General features: G+C 64.6%; 21 protein-coding genes and 1 pseudogene. 13 read left to right on the top strand and 9 right to left on the bottom strand.

Going from position 1 to position 16,652, the window contains the following annotated elements; translation table 11 throughout:
• Positions 1 to 202 precede the first annotated feature (202 nt).
• Complete coding sequence (locus HP546_RS05150; protein ID WP_172220597.1) at positions 203 to 1,087, top strand: sugar nucleotide-binding protein; 885 nt, start codon at positions 203 to 205, stop codon at positions 1,085 to 1,087.
• Positions 1,080 to 2,012, top strand: a complete 933-nt coding sequence (locus HP546_RS05145; RefSeq protein WP_172220594.1) for an NAD-dependent epimerase/dehydratase family protein — start codon at positions 1,080 to 1,082, stop codon at positions 2,010 to 2,012. The genes HP546_RS05150 and HP546_RS05145 overlap by 8 nt, the downstream gene beginning before the upstream one ends.
• Before the next feature lie 129 nt (positions 2,013 to 2,141).
• Here HP546_RS05145 and HP546_RS05140 read toward each other — a convergent pair whose 3' ends face one another.
• Positions 2,142 to 2,585, bottom strand: a complete 444-nt coding sequence (locus HP546_RS05140; protein ID WP_172220591.1) for a helix-turn-helix domain-containing protein — start codon at positions 2,583 to 2,585, stop codon at positions 2,142 to 2,144.
• 100 nt (positions 2,586 to 2,685) lie between these two features.
• On the opposite strand from HP546_RS05140, the gene HP546_RS05135 reads away from it, so the two are divergent.
• Positions 2,686 to 3,891 carry an MFS transporter gene (locus tag HP546_RS05135; RefSeq protein WP_172220588.1) on the top strand — a complete coding sequence of 402 codons (1,206 nt, stop codon included), beginning with the start codon at positions 2,686 to 2,688 and terminating at the stop codon, positions 3,889 to 3,891.
• On the opposite strand, the gene HP546_RS05130 is transcribed toward HP546_RS05135, so the two are convergent.
• The 5 genes from HP546_RS05130 to HP546_RS05110 all read right to left on the bottom strand — a co-directional run bounded on the left by HP546_RS05130 (position 3,879) and on the right by HP546_RS05110 (position 7,869).
• The gene (locus HP546_RS05130; RefSeq protein ID WP_172220585.1) at positions 3,879 to 4,562 is read right to left on the bottom strand and encodes an OmpW family protein; all 684 of its coding nucleotides are present in this window, start codon (positions 4,560 to 4,562) and stop codon (positions 3,879 to 3,881) included. The two genes, HP546_RS05135 and HP546_RS05130, sit on opposite strands and share 13 nt — an antisense overlap.
• Before the next feature lie 110 nt (positions 4,563 to 4,672).
• Entirely contained in the window at positions 4,673 to 5,167 is a 495-nt protein-coding gene (locus HP546_RS05125; protein ID WP_172220653.1) for a DUF3299 domain-containing protein, read from the bottom strand.
• Between the two features lie 150 nt (positions 5,168 to 5,317).
• On the bottom strand, positions 5,318 to 6,583 hold the full coding sequence (locus HP546_RS05120; RefSeq protein ID WP_172220582.1) for an ABC transporter permease: 1,266 nt from the start codon (positions 6,581 to 6,583) through the stop codon (positions 5,318 to 5,320).
• Positions 6,583 to 7,293, bottom strand: coding sequence for an ABC transporter ATP-binding protein (locus HP546_RS05115; RefSeq protein WP_172220579.1), 711 nt, complete (start codon positions 7,291 to 7,293; stop codon positions 6,583 to 6,585). Before HP546_RS05115 ends, HP546_RS05120 begins: the two co-directional genes overlap by 1 nt.
• The gene (locus HP546_RS05110) at positions 7,294 to 7,869 is read right to left on the bottom strand and encodes a DUF2796 domain-containing protein (protein WP_172220576.1); all 576 of its coding nucleotides are present in this window, start codon (positions 7,867 to 7,869) and stop codon (positions 7,294 to 7,296) included.
• A 129-nt stretch (positions 7,870 to 7,998) separates the two neighbouring features.
• Between HP546_RS05110 and HP546_RS05105 the strand changes: the two genes are divergently transcribed.
• Positions 7,999 to 8,343: a hypothetical protein gene (locus tag HP546_RS05105; RefSeq protein ID WP_172220650.1), complete on the top strand. Its 345-nt coding sequence runs from the start codon at positions 7,999 to 8,001 to the stop codon at positions 8,341 to 8,343.
• A gap of 41 nt (positions 8,344 to 8,384) precedes the next feature.
• Here HP546_RS05105 and trxA read toward each other — a convergent pair whose 3' ends face one another.
• The 3 genes from trxA to HP546_RS05090 are packed head-to-tail and all read right to left on the bottom strand — an operon-like array spanning position 8,385 to position 10,400.
• Positions 8,385 to 9,257: a thioredoxin gene (gene trxA / locus HP546_RS05100; protein ID WP_172220573.1), complete on the bottom strand. Its 873-nt coding sequence runs from the start codon at positions 9,255 to 9,257 to the stop codon at positions 8,385 to 8,387.
• 31 nt (positions 9,258 to 9,288) lie between these two features.
• Positions 9,289 to 9,948: a 50S ribosomal protein L11 methyltransferase gene (locus HP546_RS05095; RefSeq protein WP_172220570.1), complete on the bottom strand. Its 660-nt coding sequence runs from the start codon at positions 9,946 to 9,948 to the stop codon at positions 9,289 to 9,291.
• Complete coding sequence (locus tag HP546_RS05090; RefSeq protein WP_172220567.1) at positions 9,948 to 10,400, bottom strand: YbaY family lipoprotein; 453 nt, start codon at positions 10,398 to 10,400, stop codon at positions 9,948 to 9,950. Before HP546_RS05090 ends, HP546_RS05095 begins: the two co-directional genes overlap by 1 nt.
• Before the next feature lie 106 nt (positions 10,401 to 10,506).
• Here HP546_RS05090 and nrdR point away from each other — a divergent pair, with 106 nt between their 5' ends.
• The 9 genes and pseudogenes from nrdR to HP546_RS05045 all read left to right on the top strand — a co-directional run.
• A complete protein-coding gene (gene nrdR, locus HP546_RS05085) occupies positions 10,507 to 10,971 on the top strand; it encodes a transcriptional regulator NrdR (RefSeq protein WP_009685710.1) in 465 nt (154 codons plus the stop codon).
• Positions 10,972 to 10,973: 2 nt separating this feature from the next.
• A complete protein-coding gene (ribD, locus tag HP546_RS05080) occupies positions 10,974 to 12,104 on the top strand; it encodes a bifunctional diaminohydroxyphosphoribosylaminopyrimidine deaminase/5-amino-6-(5-phosphoribosylamino)uracil reductase RibD (RefSeq protein WP_172220564.1) in 1,131 nt (376 codons plus the stop codon).
• Between the two features lie 42 nt (positions 12,105 to 12,146).
• The gene (locus HP546_RS05075; protein WP_172220561.1) at positions 12,147 to 12,812 is read left to right on the top strand and encodes a riboflavin synthase; all 666 of its coding nucleotides are present in this window, start codon (positions 12,147 to 12,149) and stop codon (positions 12,810 to 12,812) included.
• 18 nt (positions 12,813 to 12,830) lie between these two features.
• Positions 12,831 to 13,922 (top strand): bifunctional 3,4-dihydroxy-2-butanone-4-phosphate synthase/GTP cyclohydrolase II, encoded by a 1,092-nt coding sequence (ribBA, locus tag HP546_RS05070; RefSeq protein ID WP_172220558.1) that lies wholly within the window; start codon positions 12,831 to 12,833, stop codon positions 13,920 to 13,922.
• A gap of 91 nt (positions 13,923 to 14,013) precedes the next feature.
• Positions 14,014 to 14,490: a 6,7-dimethyl-8-ribityllumazine synthase gene (gene ribE / locus HP546_RS05065; protein ID WP_003255395.1), complete on the top strand. Its 477-nt coding sequence runs from the start codon at positions 14,014 to 14,016 to the stop codon at positions 14,488 to 14,490.
• Positions 14,487 to 14,987 (top strand): transcription antitermination factor NusB, encoded by a 501-nt coding sequence (gene nusB, locus HP546_RS05060; RefSeq protein ID WP_172220555.1) that lies wholly within the window; start codon positions 14,487 to 14,489, stop codon positions 14,985 to 14,987. Before ribE ends, nusB begins: the two co-directional genes overlap by 4 nt.
• Positions 14,988 to 15,005: 18 nt before the next feature.
• On the top strand, positions 15,006 to 15,974 hold the full coding sequence (thiL, locus tag HP546_RS05055; protein WP_172220552.1) for a thiamine-phosphate kinase: 969 nt from the start codon (positions 15,006 to 15,008) through the stop codon (positions 15,972 to 15,974).
• Positions 15,971 to 16,474, top strand: a complete 504-nt coding sequence (locus HP546_RS05050) for a phosphatidylglycerophosphatase A (RefSeq protein ID WP_003255391.1) — start codon at positions 15,971 to 15,973, stop codon at positions 16,472 to 16,474. Before thiL ends, HP546_RS05050 begins: the two co-directional genes overlap by 4 nt.
• Positions 16,475 to 16,490: 16 nt before the next feature.
• Positions 16,491 to 16,652: pseudogene (locus HP546_RS05045) on the top strand (ABC transporter substrate-binding protein); the annotation flags it as partial.

Below are 16,652 nucleotides of genomic sequence, written 5' to 3'. Positions count from 1 at the left end.
CTTTTTGTTAGCTCGACGATCATTTAGCCAGATGTTTTTAACCGGGGATGCAGGACCTGATCCGTCTGAGCTGTAGGGAATGTCTCTGGCGATGGTAGGAATGGCCTTACGTATGTACTGCCGTCCCGGTGTTGGACTTCCCCGCCCGGAAACCGCAAAATGCCCCTTTCATTCATTAACCTCTTCCGGATCTGCTGACTCTATGCGTATGCGCCTAATGCTGTTGGGTGGTGGCAATGCCCTCGGGCAAGCGCTGATTCGTCTTGGGGCCGAGGAGGACATCGCTTTCCTGGCGCCGCGCCCGCCCGAGAATGGCTGGGCCCCGGCCAGCCTCACTCAGCTGCTCGATGATCACCGCCCCGATGCCGTGGTCAACCTGGCTTATTACTTCGACTGGTTCCAGGCCGAGTCGGTCAGCGAGCAGCGCCTGGCTCAGCAGGAGCGGGCGGTGGAGCGGCTGGCAGAACTGTGCCAGCACCACCAGATCACCCTGATCCAGCCGTCCAGCTATCGCGTGTTCGACGGTTCGCGGGCCACGGCCTACAGCGAAAAAGACGAACCAGTGCCGCTCGGCCTGCGTGGCCAGGCGCTGTGGCGTATCGAGCAGAGCGTGCGCGCGGCTTGCCCGCAGCATGTGCTGCTGCGCTTTGGCTGGCTGCTCGACGAAAGCATCGACGGTGCCCTCGGCCGCTTCCTGACCCGCGCCGAGCAGCCGCAAGAGCTGCTGCTGGCCGATGACCGGCGTGGCAACCCGACACCGGTCGACGATGCCGCGCGGGTGATCCTGTCGGTGCTCAAGCAGCTCGACTGTAGCGCGCCGCTGTGGGGCACCTACCATTACGCCGGCAACGAGGCGACCACGCCGCTGGCGCTGGGCCAGGCGATACTTACCGAGGCCGGGCATTACCGCCAGCTGGCTGTGCAGGCACCGACGCCGCAGGCGCATGCGGCGCGCCCGGATGCCAGCGAAGAGCCACAGCACGCAGTACTGGCTTGCAAGAAAATTCTTCATACCTTCGGTATCAAGCCGCGCGCCTGGCGTGCCGGCCTGCCGCCCTTACTGGACCGGTTCTATCGCCATGGCTGACGCCCCCATCCTGATCACCGGCGGTGCCGGCTTCATTGGTTCCCACCTGTGCGATGCGTTGTTGGACAAAGGCTACGCCGTACGCATTCTCGACGACCTGTCCACCGGCCGGCGGGCCAACCTGCAGCTCGACCACCCCCGGCTGCAACTGATCGAAGGTGATGTCGCCGATGCAGCGCTGGTCACCCAGGCCGCGGCTGGCTGCCGTGCCGTGGTGCACCTGGCAGCAGTGGCCTCGGTGCAGGCCTCGGTCGAGGACCCGGTACGCACCCACCAAAGCAACTTCATCGGCACCCTCAACGTGTGCGAAGCCATGCGCGTGCATGGGCTGCGCCGGGTACTGTTCGCCTCCAGCGCGGCGGTGTACGGCAACAATGGCGAGGGCGAGTCGATTGCCGAAGACACGCCCAAGGCGCCGTTGACCCCGTATGCCGTGGACAAGCTGGCCAGTGAGCAGTACCTGGACTTCTACCGCCGTCAGCATGGCCTGGAGCCGGTGGTGTTTCGCTTCTTCAACATCTTCGGGCCGCGTCAGGATCCGTCCTCGCCGTATTCCGGGGTTATCAGCATTTTCGCCGAGCGCGCAGTGCAGGGCTCGCCGATCACCGTGTTTGGCGATGGCGAGCAGACCCGCGACTTCCTCTACGTGGGCGACCTGGTGCAGGTGATGGTGCAGGCGCTGGAGCAGCCTCAGGTGCAGGAGGGGGCGGTGAATATCGGCCTCAACCAGGCCACTTCGCTGAACCAGTTGCTGGCCGCGCTGGAGAAGGTGGTTGGCAGTTTGCCTGCGGTCAGCTACGCCGCAGCGCGTTCGGGTGACATTCGCCATTCGCGGGCGGACAACCAGCGTTTGCTGGCGCGGTTCGATTTTCCGCAGGCGACGCCGATGGTCGAGGGTTTGGCGCGGCTTTTGGGTAAAAGCTGATATCCATTGCGGGCGCTCTGCGCCCCAACCGCCGGCAAGCCAGCTCCCACAAGATCCAGTAATCGCAAGATCAACGCGGTACCTGTGGGAGCTGGCTTGCCGACGATGGGCTGCAAAGCAGCCCCATGATCACCCATGCCGCACAACTCTGCGCAGGCAATCCTCGGCATTCAAAACCCGCCCGTCCTGGCCGCGCACCTGCAACGTCTCAAGCCCGTGGCCGCTAGCCGCTTCCACCAACTCCGATCGCACCTCGCCCGCCTCGAACAGAAACTTCTCCCCCCACTGCCGCAAGCCAACCACCACCGGAAACACCGAGCGGCCTTTCCCGGTCAGCACATATTCCTTGTAAGCGCTGCCATCCGAAGCCGGCTGCATCTCCAGCAACCCACTCTCCACCAACAGCTTGAGCCGCGTGGTGAGGATGTTCTTCGCCAACCCCAGGTTCTTCTGAAACTCACTGAAGCGCCGCAGGCCATCGAAGGCATCGCGCAGGATCATCAGCGCCCAGCGGTCACCCAGTACCTCCAGGGCCCGGGCCACGGGGCATTGCGCATTGTTTTCGTCGAGCATGGAGTCGGCCTGCCGTGATTATCTGGTTGCAGATTAAAACTACATTTGCTAAATAGCCAGCATGCGGTTTCAATTCGAAACCAGTTTTCGAGGCCAGCCGATGACCCCTTCGCAGACACGCTGGATAACCCTTCTGCTGGCCATCACCAGCGCCATGGCCGTGGCGACGGTGTATTTCGCCCAGCCGTTACTCGAATCGATGGCCGCCGAGCTGGGGGTGGCGCAGCAGCAGATCGGCTGGGTGGTCGGCGCGACCCAGGCGGGCTACGCCTTTGGGCTGTTGCTGATAGTGCCGCTGGGCGACCTCATCGACCGCAAGCGCCTGATCCTTGGCCAGTTGCTGTTCTCTGCCGTGGCTCTGGTCGGGGTGGGTATGGCGCCGAACTGGTCCGTGTTGCTGTTGGCCCTGGCTAGTACCGGGCTGATGGCAGTGATGGTGCAGGTGATGGTGGCGCATGCCGCGAGCATGGCCGCACCCGGCCAGCAAGGGCGGGCGGTTGGGACCGTGACCAGTGGCGTGGTGCTGGGGATTCTGTTAGCGCGCCTGGTCTCGGGCGGGCTGGCTGATGTGGCCGGCTGGCGCAGCGTATACCTGGTTGCAGCTGGGCTGCTGATGCTTATGGCGCTGGTGTTGTGGCGCACCTTGCCGAGCGGGCAGCGCATGGCGCACGGGCCGGGCTACCGGGCCTTGATCGCTGCCCAGTTCAGCTTGTACCGGCACGACCGGCTGCTGCGTCAGCGCGGGTTGTTCGGTGTGTTGATCTTCGCGGCGTTCAGCGTGCTGTGGAGTGCCATGGTCATGCCCTTGAGTGCTGCGCCGTTGGCACTGAGCCATACCGAGATCGGCCTGTTCGGCCTGGCAGGTGTTGCAGGCACATTGGCGGCGGCGCGCGCCGGTCGCCTGGCCGACCAGGGGCTGGGCGAGCGCAGCACCGGGCTGGCGCTGGCGCTGCTGGTACTGTCCTGGCTGCCCACGGCATTCGTCGAGTATTCACTGATTGCCTTCGTGCTGGGGGTGCTGATGCTGGACTTCGCCGTGCAGGCGGTGCACGTGACCAACCAGAGCATATTGCTGGCCGGGCGTGGCGTGATGGCCAGCCGCTTGATTGGCGCCTACATGTGCTGCTATTCGCTGGGCAGTGGCTTGGGGGCGGTGCTGGCGGGCTGGGTGTACGCCCATTGGGGTTGGGCTGCGGTATGCGGGCTTGGCATGGCGATCAGTGCGTTCGCACTGGGGTATTGGCTATGGCTGCAACGGGCGAGGGCGGCCGAGGCCGCCCTGCAGTGCTCAGGTCAGAACTTGTAGCCCAGGCCGACCATGTAGACCCACGGGTCGACTTCCACGTCGACCTTGGTCTTGCTGTAGCCCAAGGCGGTCGGGCCGTTGACGCTGGCCTTGGTATCGATATCGACGTACCAGACCGAGGCGTTCACCAGCAGGTTGTCAGTGATCATGTAGTCCATGCCCAGCTGACCGGCGATACCGACCGAATCCTGCAGCTTCAGGTTGCTGAAACCCTGTTGCTTGCGGCTGCTGCTGAGGTCTTCATCGAAGAACAGGGTGTAGTTGATGCCGACGCCGGCATACGGCTGGAACCGGGAGTTCGGCTCCATCGGGTAGTACTGCAACGACAAGGTCGGTGGCAGCTGCTTGATGTTCGCCAGCTTGCCATCCAGGCCGCCGCCCAGGCCCTTGACGCCGACGGTGTGCTTGAACGGCGTGGCGGCGAGCAGTTCCAGGCCGATGTGGTCGGTGAGCATGTAGGCGAAAGTCAGCCCCAGCTGGGTGTCGCTGTCCAGGGTAGCCTTGGTGCCCGATACCTTGTTGCCGTCGAATTTCAGGTCGCCGCTGCTCTCGTTGGGGGCAGTGGTGATGGCGCCGGCGCGGACGATGACATCGCCCGCCTGGTGGGCGTGGGCAACAGGGGCAGCGAGCGCCAGGGCCGCGAGGGCGGCGCCGAGCAAGGACTTGTTCATGGAAGCTCCCAAAGGACGTGAGTAATCGAGTAGTCCAATGGTACGGAGCCGTCTAAACCGATTGTTTGACCCAGCTCAAAAGAAGCGTCCGCATGAGTTCGAAGTGGTTCTCATTTCAGCTCATAAGCGTATATTTTCTCGGCTTCCATCTGGTAACCGGCGTCTGCCAGTTCGCTGCTGGAGGCTCTGACCTGCATCTTTCCTTCGATCCAGTAGGGCTGGTAGAGGTCTTCGACGCGCACACCCATTTCGCTGAAGATATGCACGATCTGGTTCGACGGTGGCGGTGGTACGTGGATGCACGCGCCGTAGTAGGGCACCAGCAGGAACTCGGTGGTGCGGCCCTCTTCGCTGACTTCAAGCGGCACAATGTAGCCGGGCAGTTTGATCTGCTGGCCGTCGAGGCTTTTCACCACTGGCGCGTCGGGGGCTTGCTGGCGCGCTGCGGGGGCGGACTCGGCAGACAGGGCGCTGCTGATTTGCGACAGGTCGTGCAGTGGGGCCAGTTGTGGCGGGATGACCGGGGCGCCTTCGGGGATGAGGGCGGGCCAGTCCAGCTCCTTGGGTTCGGCGGCCCAGGCAGGTATTGCCAGCGAGAGCAGCATGATCAACAGGATTTTTGCTGTCTGCGCTGGCCTCTTCGCGGGTGAACCCGCTCCCACAAGGTACTGCACAGGGTTCAAGGGCTGTGCAGTACCTGTGGGAGCGGGTTTACCCGCGAAGAAGCGCATGAGGTACTGGATCATTACTGGCTCTCAGAGGTGTATGGACAAACCATCGGCCAGCGACTGCCGATAGGCACGCCACGCCGGCACGCTACCCATCAGCAGCGCAGCCCCGAGGATGATAGCCAGCAAGGTCCATTCATGAGCGCTTGGCAGCGCCAGCGGCAGGTACAAACCATAGTTGGCCTGCACATACCCCTGGGCCAGGGCTATACCGGCATACAGCAAGCCTAGCCCGGCGAGGATGCCGACCGCTGCCAGCGATAGCGCCTCCAGTACCAGCAAACCGGCGATATGCCACGGCCGTGCGCCCACGGAGCGCAATATCGCCATCTCCCGGCGGCGCTCGTTGAGGCTGGTGAGAATCGCCGTAAGCATGCCGATCAACCCGGTCAGCACCACGAACAGCGAAACCACGAACAGCGCCTGTTCCGCGGTGCCCATCAGGCTCCACAGCTCTTGCAGTGCCACCCCGGGCAAAATGGCCAGCAACGGCTCGTTGCGGTACTCGTTGATTTCGCGCTGCAGGCTGAAGGTTGCGATCTTGTTATTCAGCCCAAGCATGAACGCGGTGATGGCGGCAGGCTGCAGGTCCATCGTGCGCGCCTGCTCGGCACTGATCCGCCCGGCACCACGGGCCGGCACACCGTTATGCCAGTCGATATGGATGGCCTCCATGCCACCCAGGCCGATGTGCAGGGTACGATCGACCGGGGTGCCGGTGCGTTTGAGCACACCGACCACGGTGAACGGCTTGTCGTCATGCTTGACCAGGCTGATCGCCGCAACGCCGTGGGCCAGCACCAGCTTGTCGCCCAGCTTGTAGTGCAAGGCGTCGGCCACTTCGGCACCCAGCACCACTTCGAACGGGTCGTTGGCAAAGGCGCGGCCCTGGCTCAATTCCAGGTGTTGGCGGCGGCCGTACTGGTAATGGCTGAAGTAGTCGCCAGTGGTGCCCATCACCCGGTAACCGCGGTGCGAGTCGCCCAGCGAAATGGGGATTGCCCACTTTACCCGCGGGTCCCTGGCATAGTGCTGATAGCTGTCCCAGCGAATGTTGTTGGTGGCGTTGCCGATGCGAAATACCGAATACAGCAGCAGGTTCACCGAACCCGAACGGGCGCCGACGATCAGGTCGGTGCCGCTGATGGTGCTGGCAAAGCTGGCACGCGCCTCGGTGCGCACGCGCTCGACTGCCAGCAGCAGGCACACCGACAAGGCGATGGCAAAGGCGGTGAGAAATGCAGTGAAGCGGCGGTTGGCCAGGCTGGCCAGGGCAAGGCGGAGCAGGTACATCATGCCTCCCGGGGCGTGGCGGCGCGGTTCAGTTGGGCCAGCGACAGGTGGCGGTCGAACAGCGGCGCCAGGCTCTGGTCATGGCTGACGAACAGCAGGCTGGCGCCAGCGGCGCGGCATTCGTCGAACAGCAGGCCAATGAACGCTTCGCGGGTGTCGGCATCCAGTGCCGAGGTCGGCTCGTCGGCAATCACCAGCTCGGGCTGGCCGATCAGTGCACGGGCAGCGGCGACCCGCTGCTGCTGGCCGATCGACAAGCTGTCGGCACGGCGCGTGAGCAGGGCAGGGTCACCCAGGCCCAGGTGCGCCAGCAGCGTGCTGGCTGCCTGGTCGACACTGCCGTGGCGCTGCACGGCGCGGGCCTTGCGGGTGTGCGAGAAGCGGCAGGGTAGCTCGACGTTTTCGCGTACCGACAGGAACGGCAGCAGGTTGAACTGCTGGAAGATGTAGCCCGTGTGATCGACCCGAAAGCGGTCGCGGGCACCTTGGCCAAGGCTGCCAAGGTCCTGGCCGAGCAGTTGTATACGGCCCTGCCCCGGCACATTCACCCCGCCCAGCAGGCCCAGCAATGTGGTTTTGCCACTGCCGCTGGGGCCCTTGAGGAACAGTGCTTCACCGGCGTCCAGGTGAAACGCCGGAATATCCAGCAGCGGCGGCTGGCCTGGCCAGGCGAACATCAGGTCATGCAGTTCGATCAACGGCTGGCTCATTCAGAAGACGACCGCAGCCTTGGCCGGCGTCGCTTCCACGCCTTTCTGGCCATTGGGGCCGATCAGTTGCACGTTGATCTTCTGCGTGGCCGGGAAGGCTTTGAACAGCGGCGCGAGGTCCACCTGGGTGAGTTTTTCGGGGTTGGCGCAGGTCAGCTGGTAGTGGGCGCCGATATCGCTGTGCTGGTGGCCGTGCTCATGCGCGTCGCCATCGTCGTCGGCTTTCGCGGTGTCGCCGAACAGCGGGCTTTCCAGCGCTTGTTGGTCTTCTTTGCAGCCGGCAGTGGCAGGCAGGCCGAACAGCTGCAGGGGTTTTTCCAGCTGCTGGCGTACGGCGGCGACCTTGGCCTTGTCGGCATCGCTGCTGGCGGCATGTTCGAAACCGACCAGGTTCATGGCCGGGCTGTCCAGCTCCAGCTCCAGGGTGTTGCCATCAAGCACGGCGTTGAGCTTGGCAACGCCATGCTCGTGGGCGCCGAGGGTGCCATGCGCATGGTCATGATCATGCTCGTCGTGGGCATGGGCTACGACCAGTGGCAGCAAGGCGAAGGGCAGGGCGAGCAGCAGGCGACGCATGGATGGCTCCGGAGCGGGCTGAAAGATGTAGTTATGTTATAACAAGATTTATTCGCGCCGCCAGTCTGTGTGGCGCAGGTTTCATGTTGGGGTAGCATGGCTGCATTGACCTTCCTCAAGGAACGCATCGTGAGAATTCGTGGACAGATTGGTGAATGGCCGGTGGACCTGACCATCGAGCTGGCGCCTGAAGAGTGGGCGCAACTTGGGCGGCAGGTCGGGGTGCCGGCGGTGGCGCAGGCCGCAGCCCCGGCAGCTGTTGCGGCGGCGCGTTCGGACGACGGGCAGTGGACCGCGGCGCGTGATGTGCTGCGTTTGGCAGGGCAGATGAGCGGGCCGGAATTGCTGGACCGTCTGGAAGGGCTGGCGGGGAGTACGGCGGCAGGCAAGCGGCTGCTGGTGCGCTTGCGGCATAGCAGTGAGGTGAAGGTGGAAAGTGGCGTGGATTCGCCGGTTTATCACTGGGTGGGGTGATGGTTTCAGAATCATGGGGCCGCAAGGCGGCCCCATGATTATCAGAACATCAGCGCCGACAGCTTGCGACGATAAACCCCAACTAACGGGTGATCCCCACCCAGCAACTCGAACACCTGCAGCATCGCCTTCTGCGGCAGCCCGTTCTCATAGCCACGATTACGCTGGAACAGCTTCAGCAGCCCATCCAGCGCCGCTTCGTACTGCTGCCGCGCCAGCTGCTGGATGCTCAACTGGTAAGCCGCTTCGTCATCCTGCGGGTTCTGCGCCAGGCGGCTCTTCAGGTCTGCCACTTCCGGCAGGCTCGCGGCCTGGCGCAGGAAGGTCAGCTGCGCCTTGGCACCGGCCAGTGCTGCCTTGTGCTCATCGGTCTTGACCGCGTCCAGCACCACTTGCGCTTCACCCAGCTCACCACGCTCGGCCAGGCAACGGGCGTACAGGATCAACGCCTCGGCATTGCTGTTGTCTTCACCCAGCAGCACCTGCAACAGCGCTTCGGCCTCGGCAAAACGGCTTTCGGCAAACAACGCCTTGGCCTGTTCCAGCGGCGATGCAGTGGGGGCGGGGGGCAGTTGCACGTGGGGTTCGAGCATGGCGCGAATGGCGGATTCCGGCTGCGCACCGGCAAAACCGTCCACCGGCTGGCCGTCCTTGAACAGCACCACGGTCGGCAGGCTGCGGATGCCGAACTGGGCAACTACCTGTTGCTCCACATCGCAATTGATCTTGGCCAGCAGCAGCTCGCCCTGGTAACCCTCGGCGATCTTCGCCAGCAAGGGCATCAGCGCCTTGCACGGTGCGCACCACTCGGCCCAGAAGTCCACCAGCACCGGCTTGTGGAAGGAGTTCTCGATCACCAGTTGCTGGAAGTTGGCATCGGTGGCGTCGAAAATGTACGGCGTGTCTTGGGTCATCGCGACTCTCGCAAACTCGTGGATGGCACCACTATAAGGTGTCGCGGCTGGCGTGGTACAGGCTGACCCGGCGGAATTCGTGTGGCTCGGCCAGGTCGGGCAGGGTCAGTGCTTCGAGCACGCCCAGTTGCTGGTACTGCGGGTGGCTGAAGTCACGCACCCGCGAGTCGGCCACCAGCGCCTGGCGGCCGCGACCGAGAAAGGCATCGAGCAGCGGCAGGTTGGCGCGGTCGTACAGCACATCGGCTACCAGGATCAGGTCGAAGCGGTCGGCCTCGGCAAAAAAATCGCTGCTGTAAGCCAGTTCCACACCGTTGAGCGCGGCATTCGCACGGCAGGCATCCAGGGCCAGCGGGTCGAGGTCGCAGGCGACCACTTCCAGCGCACCGGCGCGGGCCGCGGCAATGCCAGCGATGCCGGAGCCGGCGCCAAAGTCCAGCACCCGCTTGCCGGCCACCCACTCCGGGCGCTCGGCCAGGTAACGGGCCATGGCCAGCCCACTGGCCCAGCAGAAGCTCCAGTAGGGCGGCTCTTCAAGAATGCGCCGGGTTTCTTCGCTGCTGAAGGCGCGGTCCATGTTCTGGTCATCGATCAGCCACAGCTTCAGGTCACAGCCGGGCAGCTCGCTGACCACCAGCCGCGCTTCGCCGATCAGGCCGCTGAGGGCCTGTTGCAGGGCCAGCGGCGCCACTATGGCGCCTTCTCGAAACGCAGCGGGCCGGTGGCCTGGGTCTGGGCCTGGGTTATGCGCACCGGTAGCAGGTGCATGATCAGCTGGCCGGAGCTGCTGGCGCGGCCACGCAGCTCGACCCGGGCCCCGGCCGGAAAGGCCTCAGGGTTGAAGCGCAGGTGGTAGGGCAGGGCCTGGCCGGTGCCCGTCAGGTTGCTGCTGGCCAGCAGGCGTTGCGGGCGGTCACGTTCGTCGATGACCAGCAAGGCCAGCTCCACGTTGGCGCCGGCCGGGATTTCCAGCAGGGTACCGCTGAGTTCGCGCTGGTAGGCCGGCAACGGGCCCAATACTTCGGCCTGCTTGGCCGACCGGGCGGGGGTGGGTGCTGCGGGGGTATCGGTCTTCGGCCTGTCGCTGCCGCAGGCGGCAAGCAGGGCGGCGCAGCACAGCACGACGAGCGCTCGGTAGTGCATGGGGTAGTCCTTCACGGGCAGATTTCCCTTGGATGTTAACCCCTTTGGCTTGTCTTGCCAGTGGGATGCGCTACCATGGCCCTCCCTTTTTTTGTTGCCTGCCACCATGCACTGTCCCTTTTGCGGTGCCAACGACACCAAGGTCATCGACTCTCGTCTCGTCGCCGAGGGCGAGCAGGTGCGCCGCCGCCGCGAATGCGTGGCCTGTGGCGAGCGCTTCACCACCTTCGAAACTGCCGAGCTGGTGCTACCGCGGCTGATCAAGCAGGACGGCACCCGCCAGCCCTTCGACGAAGACAAACTGCGCGCCGGCATGCAACGGGCACTGGAAAAACGCCCGGTCAGCGTCGAGCGCCTGGAAGCGGCACTGGCGCACATCAAGAGCCGCCTGCGGGCCACCGGCGAGCGCGAAGTCAAATCGCTGGTGGTGGGTGAAATGGTCATGGCCGAGCTGCGCAAGCTCGACGAAGTGGCCTACATCCGCTTTGCCTCCGTCTACCGGCGCTTCCAGGACCTTGACGAGTTCCGCGAAGAAATCGACCGCCTGGCTCGCGAGCCGGCCAAAGAGTGAACATGCCCAGCCAAGCTGCCATCCTCGACGCCCACTACATGGCCCGCGCGCTGGAGCTGGCGCGCAGAGGCCTGTATACCACCCACCCGAATCCGCGCGTAGGCTGCGTGATCGTGCGCGATGGCCAGGTGGTGGGCGAAGGCTGGCACCTGCGCGCCGGCGAGCCGCATGCCGAAGTGCATGCCCTGCGCCAGGCCGGTGAACTTGCCCGCGGCGCCTGCGCCTACGTCACCCTGGAGCCGTGCAGTCATCATGGCCGCACACCGCCGTGCGCCGAGGCGCTGGTCAAGGCCGGCGTGGCGCGGGTCGTTGCAGCCATGCAGGACCCCAACCCGCAGGTGGCGGGGCAGGGCCTGCGGCGCCTGGCCGAGGTCGGCATCGAAGTCGCCAGCGGCGTGCTCGAAGCCGAGGCCCGGGCACTCAATCCGGGCTTCCTCAAGCGCATGGAGCACGGCCTGCCGTTCGTGCGGGCCAAGCTGGCCATGAGCCTGGACGGTCGCACCGCCATGGCCAGTGGTGAAAGCCAGTGGATCACCGGCCCGGCCGCCCGCTCGGCGGTGCAGCGCCTGCGCGCCCGGTCCAGCGTGGTGCTGACCAGCGCCTCCAGCGTGCTGGCCGACAACGCGCGCATGACCGTGCGTGGCACGGAGCTTGGGCTGGACGCCGAAACCACCCGCCTGGCACTTAGCCGCACACCGCTGCGCGTGCTGGTCGATGGCCGCTTGCGCCTGCCACTGGATGCGCCGTTCTTCCAGGCCGGCCCGGCTCTGGTGGTGTGCGCTGTCGCGGATGACCCGCGCTATGCCGCTGCCGGCCACGAACTGCTCAGCCTGCCGGGTGACAATGGCCAGGTTGACTTGCCGGCGCTGCTGCAGGCCCTGGCGAGGCGCGGGGTCAATGAAATCCTGCTGGAAGCCGGTGCCGGCCTGGTCGGTGCCTTTGCCAGGCTGGGCCTGATAGATGAGTACCAGCTGTTCGTCGCCGGCACCTTCCTCGGTTCCCACGCCCGCCCGCTGCTGGACTGGCCGCTGGAGAAGATGAGCGAAGCCCCGCGGCTGAAAATTACCGAAATGCGCGCAGTGGGCGATGACTGGCGGGTCACGGCCATGCCCCTGCCGGCGTCCGGCGTATAATGCCGGGCTTGCCCCGCGCAAACCGTTTTTGAGGAAGACCCCATGTTCACCGGCATCATCGAATCCATCGGCACCATTCGCAGCCTCACCCCCAAGGGCGGTGACGTGCGCGTGCATGTCGCAACCGGCAAGCTCGACCTGGCGGACGTCAAGCTTGGCGACAGCATTGCCGTCAATGGCGTGTGCCTGACTGCGGTCGAACTGCCGGGCGACGGCTTCTGGGCCGACGTCAGCGTCGAAACCCTCAAGCGCACCGCCTTCATCGACCTCAAGAGCGGCAGCAAGGTCAACCTGGAAAAGGCCCTGACCCCCACCACTCGCCTGGGTGGGCACCTGGTCAGCGGCCATGTCGACGGGGTCGGCGAAATCATCTCGCGCAGCGATAACGCGCGCGCCATCCAGTTCCGCGTGCGTGCACCGAAGGAACTGGCCAAGTACATCGCCCACAAGGGTTCGATCACCGTCGACGGCACCAGCCTGACGGTCAATGAGGTCAATGGCGCCGAGTTCGAGCTGACCATTGTCCCGCACACCCTGTCCGAAACCATCATGGCCGACTACCGTGCAGGGCGTCGGGTAAACCTTGAGGTCGACCTGCTGGCCCGTTACCTGGAGCGCTTGCTGCTGGGTGACAAGGCCGCCGAACCGAGCAAGGGCAGTGGCATCACCGAAAGCTTCCTGGCCGCCAATGGCTTCTTGAAATCCTGATTGAGAAGGGGGTGCCGCGTGGCGCTCAACAGCATCGAAGAACTGGTAGAAGACATCCGCCAGGGCAAAATGGTCATCCTCATGGATGACGAAGACCGCGAGAACGAAGGCGACATCATCATGGCAGCCGAATGCTGCCTGCCCGAGCACATCAACTTCATGGCCAAGCACGCCCGTGGCCTGATCTGCATGCCGATGACCCGCGAGCGTTGCGAAACCCTGAAGCTGCCGCTGATGGCGCCGCGCAACGGCTCGGGCTTCGGCACCAAGTTCACCGTGTCGATCGAAGCCGCCGAGGGTGTCACCACCGGCATCTCCGCCGCTGACCGTGCCCGCACCGTGCAGGCCGCCGCCGCCAAGGATGCCAAGGCCGAAGACATCGTCAGCCCTGGCCACATCTTCCCGCTGATGGCCCAGCCAGGTGGCACCCTGGCCCGTGCCGGGCACACCGAGGCAGCCTGCGACCTGGCGCGCATGGCCGGTTTCGAGCCCAGTGGCGTGATCTGCGAAGTGATGAACGACGACGGCACCATGTCGCGTCGCGCCGAGCTGGAAGTGTTCGCCGCCGAGCACGGCCTGAAGATCGGCACCATCGCCGACCTGATCCACTACCGCATGATCCACGAGCGCACCGTGCAGCGCGTTTCCGAGCAGCCGGTCGAAAGCGAACTGGGTGAATTCAACCTGGTTACCTACCGCGATGCAGTGGAAGGCGACGTGCACATGGCCCTGACCCTGGGCAAGATCTGCGCCGAAGATCCAACCCTGGTGCGCGTGCACAACATGGACCCGCTGCGCGACCTGCTGCTGGTCAAGCAGCCGGGCCGCTGGAGCCTGCGTGCGGCCATGGCCGCGGTGGCCGAGGCTGGCAGCGGCGTGGTATTGCTGCTGGGTCACCCGCTGGACGGCGACGTGCTGCTGGCGCACATCCGCGAAAGCGCGGGCGATGTGCCGACCAAGGCACCGACCACCTACAGCACCGTTGGCGCCGGTTCGCAGATTCTGCGCGACCTCGGCGTGCGCAAGATGCGCCTGATGAGTTCGCCGATGAAGTTCAACGCGATATCCGGATTCGATCTGGAAGTTGTAGAATACGTGCCCTCCGAGTGACTTGAGGCGGCATTGACGCCCTCTGCTCGAGTCCAGAACCCTGTCGAGGCCGCTTGTATGCGGCCTCGCTCTTGAAGATGAGAATATCGGAATGACCCTGAAGACCATCGAAGGTACCTTCATCGCCCCCAAAGGTCGCTATGCTTTGGTGGTTGGCCGCTTCAACAGCTTCGTCGTTGAAAGCCTGGTAAGCGGTGCCGTTGATGCCCTGGTACGCCACGGTGTCAGCGAAAGCGACATCACCATCATCCGTGCCCCGGGTGCTTTCGAAATCCCGCTGGTAGCACAGAAAGTCGCCCAGCAAGGCGCCTACGACGCGATCATCGCCCTGGGCGCGGTGATCCGTGGTGGTACCCCGCACTTCGAATACGTGGCGGGCGAATGCACCAAGGGCCTGGCCCAGGTGTCCATGGAGTTCGGTGTACCGGTGGCGTTCGGTGTGCTGACCGTTGACTCCATCGAACAGGCCATCGAGCGTTCCGGCACCAAAGCCGGCAACAAAGGTGCTGAAGCTGCCCTGTCCGCTCTGGAAATGGTCAGCCTGCTGGCGCAGTTGGAGGCCAAGTGATTAGCGACGAAAGCGATCGTTTCAACCCGCGCGATCCAAAACCTGCGGATGCCGGCAAGCCCTCGAAGAGCGCCAAGCGCCGCGAAGCCCGACAGCTCGCGACCCAGGCCCTCTACCAGTGGCACATGGCCAAGCACTCGCTGAACGAGATCGAAGCGCAGTTTCGGGTCGATAACGATTTTACCGATGTCGACGGTGCTTATTTCCGCGAAATCCTGCATGGGGTTCCGGCGTTCAAGAGCGAAATCGACCAGGCACTGGTGCCTTGCATGACCATCGCCCTGGACGAACTCGACCCGGTCGAACTGGCCGTGCTGCGCCTGTCCACCTGGGAACTGATGAAGCGCGTGGACGTGCCGTACCGCGTGGTCATCAACGAAGGCGTGGAACTCGCCAAGGTCTACGGCGCCACTGACGGCCACAAGTTCGTCAATGGTGTGCTGGACAAGCTGGCACCGTCGCTTCGAGAAGCCGAAGTCAAGGCGAACAAGCGCTGATCCAGGCGCTTGCGAACCATGGGTGAGTTCGAGCTGATCAACCATTACTTCGCCGCCGCGCCTTGTGCGCAGGGTGGCGAGGGCGTGGCCCTGGGTATCGGCGACGACTGCGCCTTGCTCAGCCTTCCGCCCGGTGAGCAACTGGCGGTGTCGACCGACACCCTGGTCGCCGGCGTGCATTTTCCCGCTGTCTGCGATCCGCTTCTGCTTGGCCAGCGTTCGTTGGCCGTGGCAGCCAGTGACCTGGCAGCCATGGGCGCGACCGCAATCGGCTTTACCCTCGCCCTGACCCTGCCTGACGTTGGCCCTGACTGGCTGGCGGCCTACGCCGACGGCCTCAGCCGCATGGCCCAGCGTTGCCGTATGAGCCTGATTGGTGGGGACACCACACGTGGCCCGCTGAGTATCACCGTGACCGTGTTCGGCCGTGTACCCGCTGGCCAGGCCCTGCGCCGCAGCGGCGCCCGGCCGGGCGACCTGCTGTGTGTCGGTGGTGTGCTGGGCAAGGCGGCGGGGGCGTTGCCGCTGGTGCTGGGTGAGCGCGAGGCGCCGGCCGAGCAGGCCGAGCCGCTGCTGGCCCACTACTGGTCGCCGATGCCGCAGCTCGCCTTGGGTCAGCTGCTGCGCGGCCGGGCCACGGCGGCGCTGGATATCTCTGATGGCCTGCTCGCGGACTGTGGGCATATTGCCAAGGCGTCCGCTGTCGCACTGCAGGTGAACCTGGCGCAGGTGCCAGTGTCTCCTGCTGTAGAGGCGTTTCTCGGCCGTGAGGCGGCGCTGCAGGCCGCCCTCAGCGGTGGCGATGACTATGTACTGGCTTTCACCTTGCCGCCTGGGGCGCTGGCAGCTCTGGCTGCCTTCGATTGCATCGAGGTGCATACCATTGGTCGTGTGCTCGAAGGGCAGGGTGTGACCTTGCACGACGCCTTGGGCCATGACATCACCCCCGTTCAGCGGGGCTATCAACACTTTAGGGAGACACCGTGACCGATCACCCCAACCAGGTGCCTGCGGAGTTCGTTCCGCCTTCGGTCTGGCGCAACCCGTGGCACTTCATCGCGTTTGGCTTCGGTTCCGGCACCTTGCCCAAGGCGCCGGGCACCTGGGGTTCGCTGGTCGCCATACCGTTCATTCCTTTGTGGCAGATGCTGCCCGACTGGGGCTACTGGCTGCTGCTCGGGGTGAGCATGCTGTTCGGCTTCTGGTTGTGCGGCAAGGTCGCCAATGACTTGCGCGTGCACGATCACGAAGGCATTGTCTGGGACGAGATCGTCGGCATGTGGATCACCCTCTGGCTGGTGCCGGAAGGCTGGCAGTGGTTGCTGGCGGGGTTCCTGATGTTCCGCTTCTTCGACATCCTCAAGCCGTGGCCGATCCGCTGGATCGATCGCCATGTGCATGGCGGCGTCGGCATCATGCTCGACGATATCCTGGCCGGCGTGTTCGCCTGGCTGGGCATGCAGGTTCTGGTGTGGGCGGTTGCCTGAAACAGGGAGCGCGTGAATGGCCATAAGGACTGTGCTGCTGGCGATGCTGCTTGGCTTTGCCCCGTGGGTGATGGCTGCCGACGGCGTGCCGAAGCAGATCCATCTGGTCAGCGAAGAATGGCTCGACTACACCAACGCCGACGGTACCGGGGTGGCCTGGGACGTATTGCGCAAGGTG

This window comes from Pseudomonas sp. CM25, assembly GCF_013179705.1.
Classification (GTDB): Bacteria; Pseudomonadota; Gammaproteobacteria; order Pseudomonadales; family Pseudomonadaceae; genus Aquipseudomonas.
The sequence above is the reverse complement of the archived record's forward strand: the minus strand, read 5'-3'. Positions and strand labels throughout refer to the sequence as shown.